The following is a 2,836-nucleotide window of genomic DNA, read 5'->3' on the forward strand; positions in this document are numbered from 1 at the left end:
CACCTTCCGCCGCCTTCCCTCCAGCCGCGCATACCCCATGCACCCAAAGAAAAACCCCACCGCCAGCAGCAGTCCGGTCCAGCCGAGCGGCTTGCTGGCCAGCCCGCCGGCGAGGTCGTCCACCGACAGCACGAAGTAGCCGAGTGCGAGGAAGCACGCCCAGCCGTGCGTGTACGGTTTGCCGTGCAGCAGGCCGCGCAGCGGAAACAGCAGGGCGCCGGCGAGCAGGAGCTTGAGCGGGATCGCCGGGGCCTCGGTCGGCACCAGCCAGATCGGGCGGGCGAGCCAGAACAGGAACAGGCCCGCCCAGCAGACGAGCGTCAGCCAGCGGGCGGCGCGGATCATGACGGCACCGCCAGACGCTGCGCGGTCTGCGCCAGCCGCCGGCCGAGGGCGCGGCAGAGGGTTTTCTCGTCGGGACTCGGGCGGGCTTCGGTGCCGGCGAAGTGGCTGGGGCCGTAGGGCGTGCCGCCGGTGCGCGTCGTGTGCAGCACCGTTTCGGTGTAGGGCAGGCCGACGATCAGCATGCCGTGGTGCAGCAGCGGCAGCATCATCGTCAGCAGCGTGGTCTCCTGGCCGCCGTGCAGGCTGCCGGTGGACGTGAACACGCCGGCCGGCTTGCCGGCGAGCGCGCCGGAGATCCACAGCTCCGAAGTGCCATCGAGGAAGAACTTCAGCGGTGCCGCCATGTTGCCGAAGCGCGTCGGGCTGCCGAGCGCAAGCCCCGCGCATTCGCGCAGGTCGGCGAGCGTGGCATACGGCGGACCTTCGGCCGGGATGTCGTCGGCGGTCTTCTCGCAGACCGCCGAGACCGCCGGCACCGTGCGCAGCCGCGCCTGCATGCCGGGGACTTCCTCGACGCCGCGCGCCACCAGCCGCGCCATCTCGGCCGTGGCACCGTGGCGCGAGTAATAGAGCACCAGAATCTCGGCCGCCGGCGCCGTCATCGCAGCAACTCCAGCACGCGCTCGGGCGGGCGGCCGAGCACGGCCCGCTCGCCATGCACGACGATCGGCCGCTCGATCAGCTTCGGATGCGCGACCATCGCCGCAATCAGCTGCTCGCGGCTCAGGGCCGGATCAGCCAGGTTCAGCGTCTTGTACTCGTCCTCGCCGCTGCGCAGCAGCGCGCGCGGCTCCAGCCCGAGTTGATCGAGCAACTGCGCGAGCGTGGCGGCATCCGGCGGCGTGTCCAGATAGCGCACGACGGCCGGCTCGATGCCGTGCTGACTCAGCAGGTCGAGGGCGGCGCGCGACTTCGAGCAGCGCGGGTTGTGGTAGATCGTGAACGAGAGCTTGGACGAGGGCGTTTCGGTTGCGGACATGCGGGGAAGGACCGGATTCTGCGAGGTCGGAGCCGGGAGCCGGCTGAGGCTGCCGGATCAGGGAGGAGGCTGGCGTCGCCGTGACCTCGGCCGGCGGCGCCGCGCGGCATCTTAGCGGCATCCGCCGCAGCCGTGATCCGCAACCGGGCGTCGAACCTTTGCAGCGCCCGGCCCGTCAGTGGCTGAAGCAGGCGCCGGCTCGTCTCCGGGGTGGCACCTGTGGTCGGGCCCGCCGCCGGTGCCCGACGCGCACTGGCACGCTGATCGTGCGCGCCGCCGCCGGACGCAAGGCTGCGCTAGGATTACAAAACCTTCATTCGTTTGAGGAGAAGCTGTCGTGCGCCGATCCGTCCTCGCCGCCACGCTGCTGTTCACGTCGGCCCTCGCCGGTGCCGAACCCGTAGATCTGACCCTGCCGACCACCGATGGCTCGACGCTCAGCCTGTCCTCGCTGCGCGGCCGCTGGGTGGTCGTCAACGTCTGGGCGACCTGGTGCAGCCCCTGCATCAAGGAACTGCCGGAACTGGCCGCCTTCCACGCCGAGCACAAGAGCAAGGATGCAACGGTGGTCGGCGTCGCCTATGAGAACACCACGGCCGGCATGCTTTCGAAGTTCATCGAGCCGTACAAGCTCGGCTATCCGGTCATGATGGCCGGCACCACGCCGCTGCCGGGCTTCCCGAAGATGAAGGGTGTGCCGACGACCTTCATCCTCAATCCGAAGGGCGAGCTGGTGCGCACCTACACGGGTCCGGTCACCGCCGCCGGCGTCGAACTGCTGATCGATGACCTGCGCGAGCCGGCCAAGCCGGCCGCTGCCATCCACGACACCCCGGCCCGGCCGGCCACCTGAGTCCCCCATGCACCGATCCGCTGCCGCCGTGATCTGCCGCCGTTTCCATGTCTCCGGGCGCGTGCAGGGCGTGTCGTTCCGCGCGTACACGCAGGCACGTGCCCTCGAACTCGGCCTGAGCGGCTACGCCCGCAACCTGCCGGATGGCCGGGTCGAGGTGCTGGCCTGCGGCAGCGAACCGGCCGTCGGCCAGCTGCACGACTGGCTGTGGACCGGCTCGCCGGCTGCGCAGGTCGAATCGGTGACGGTCAGCGAAGCGCTGTTCGAGGCACACGCAGGCTTCGATCGCGGCTGAATGCCGGTCTCGTGGTCGAGCCGGCCGCAGCATCGGGACTTGACTTATGCACAAAGCCCGGTGCAGGCGCTGCATCCGGCGCAGGCGCACGCCGCCTTGTGGAATGATCCGGCAAGGCCTTGATTTAATTGCATTGATCAACTACGCGGCAGCGCCGTCGACCACGCCAAAAAGCCTGAGCGGGCATGGGCTTGGCATTTTGTCCCCGAAGTTTTCCACAGGCTTGTCCACGGCTTCTGTGGACAAGCAGGAAAGTGCTGGCAGGGCAGGGGCTTGCGGCGCGGGGATGATCTGCACTGCATGCTGCCGTGGTGCCGGAGGTGGGACTCGAACCCACATGCCTTGCGGCGGTCGATTTTGAGTC

Annotated in this window: 5 protein-coding genes; 2 read left to right on the forward strand and 3 right to left on the reverse strand. The window is 69.3% G+C overall.

The genetic code is table 11. The features are described from left to right. The 3 genes from PKE44_RS17725 to arsC form a co-directional block, all read right to left on the reverse strand. The coding region (locus tag PKE44_RS17725; RefSeq protein ID WP_324553904.1) for a DUF2069 domain-containing protein at window positions 1-345 on the reverse strand (345 nt) is incomplete at its 3' end. Continuing rightward, a complete protein-coding gene (gene wrbA, locus PKE44_RS17730; protein ID WP_324553906.1) occupies window positions 342-947 on the reverse strand; it encodes an NAD(P)H:quinone oxidoreductase in 606 nt (201 codons plus the stop codon). The genes wrbA and PKE44_RS17725, both read right to left, overlap by 4 nt. Next, window positions 944-1,324, reverse strand: a complete 381-nt coding sequence (gene arsC, locus PKE44_RS17735; RefSeq protein ID WP_324553909.1) for an arsenate reductase (glutaredoxin) — start codon at window positions 1,322-1,324, stop codon at window positions 944-946. The genes wrbA and arsC overlap by 4 nt, the downstream gene beginning before the upstream one ends. A gap of 337 nt (window positions 1,325-1,661) precedes the next feature. Between arsC and PKE44_RS17740 the strand changes: the two genes are divergently transcribed. Further along, entirely contained in the window at window positions 1,662-2,177 is a 516-nt protein-coding gene (locus tag PKE44_RS17740) for a TlpA disulfide reductase family protein (protein WP_324553911.1), read from the forward strand. A gap of 7 nt (window positions 2,178-2,184) precedes the next feature. Next, the gene (locus PKE44_RS17745; RefSeq protein ID WP_324553913.1) at window positions 2,185-2,472 is read left to right on the forward strand and encodes an acylphosphatase; all 288 of its coding nucleotides are present in this window, start codon (window positions 2,185-2,187) and stop codon (window positions 2,470-2,472) included. Window positions 2,473-2,836: the final 364 nt, after the last annotated feature.

The sequence above is a fragment of the Plasticicumulans sp. genome, assembly GCF_035331805.1.
Classification (GTDB): Bacteria; Pseudomonadota; Gammaproteobacteria; order Competibacterales; family Competibacteraceae; genus Plasticicumulans.

What these genes read in the sequence shown, in the direction of transcription:
- wrbA (WP_324553906.1), bottom strand. Translation starts at nt 947, where the DNA reads ATGACGGCGCCGGCGGCCGAGATTCTGGTGCTCTATTACTCGCGCCAC.
- arsC (WP_324553909.1), bottom strand. Translation starts at nt 1,324, where the DNA reads ATGTCCGCAACCGAAACGCCCTCGTCCAAGCTCTCGTTCACGATCTAC.
- PKE44_RS17745 (WP_324553913.1), top strand. Translation starts at nt 2,185, where the DNA reads ATGCACCGATCCGCTGCCGCCGTGATCTGCCGCCGTTTCCATGTCTCC.